The sequence below is a fragment of the Cellulosimicrobium composti genome (genome assembly GCF_009711085.1).
Classification (GTDB): Bacteria; Actinomycetota; Actinomycetes; order Actinomycetales; family Cellulomonadaceae; genus Cellulosimicrobium; species Cellulosimicrobium composti.
The window spans coordinates 1-860 of the sequence record NZ_WMKA01000120.1 but is presented as its reverse complement, the minus strand read 5'-3'; the positions used below and the strand labels follow the sequence as shown (position 1 = coordinate 860).

Sequence of the window (860 nt, the reverse complement as noted above, 5' to 3'; positions counted from 1 at the left end):
GAGGCTGTCCCGTAATCCGTCGTGGACAGTGCTCGGCGCCCGGTCGTCGGGCGTTCGCGGCTACGCGAGCTCGGTGTCGAGGTTGTACAGGTGAGCGATGCCGGTCATGGCGTGCTGGACGCCTGTGCCGCGTAGACGGCAGTCGCGCAGGATCTTCCACGTCTTCAGGCGCGCGAAGGTGTGCTCGACACGGGCACGGACGCGCCTGTGGGAGGCGTTGTGCTCTTCTTTCCACGCGGGCAGGTCCTGGCCGGGCTTGCGCCGGTGCGGGATGAGCAGTCCGGTGCCCTGGTAGCCACCGTCTGCGATCACGGTGTGACCGTCGACCTGTGCCGCGACCCCGGACTCGGTCCAAGCCTTGCAGTCGTTGCGGTTGCCCGGCAGCGGACGGCCGACCGCGACGACCAGGCGGGTGTCGGCGTCGATGACGACCTGGTGGTTGGTGGAGTACCGGTAGTTCTTCGACGAGGCCGCGATGGTGCGGTCCCGGGTCGGGACCAGCGTGCCGTCCACGATCAGCACCGCCTCCGAGCCGGGCACCGCGCGCCGGGTCAGGGCCAGGCGGGGACCCAGGTCAGCGATCATGCGGCCCGCGGCCGACTTGGAGACCCCGAACAAGGGTGCGAGCTGGCGCAGGGTCAGGTTCGTGCGCCAGTACGCCGCGACCAGCAGCACGCGGTCCTCCAGGCCCAGCTTCCACGGCCGACCCCGGCCCTTGTCCACCCCGGCCTCGCGCAACTGCGCGACCAGCCGCGAGAACGCGTGCGGCGCCACCCCTGCGAACGGCTCGATCCACGCGACGTCCGAGGCCGAGATCACCTGCACACCGACATCATCCCACCCGAACCACCCCATACGGG

General features: G+C 70.5%; 1 protein-coding gene. It reads right to left on the bottom strand.

From position 1 onward, the window contains the following. Window positions 1–60: 60 nt before the first annotated feature. Window positions 61–855 (bottom strand): transposase, encoded by a 795-nt coding sequence (locus GJV82_RS19220; protein WP_155100334.1) that lies wholly within the window; start codon window positions 853–855, stop codon window positions 61–63. Window positions 856–860 lie beyond the last annotated feature (5 nt).

Excerpts from the sequence above, each read along its gene's own strand:
- GJV82_RS19220 (WP_155100334.1), bottom strand. The coding sequence starts at position 855 with ATGGGGTGGTTCGGGTGGGATGATGTCGGTGTGCAGGTGATCTCGGCC.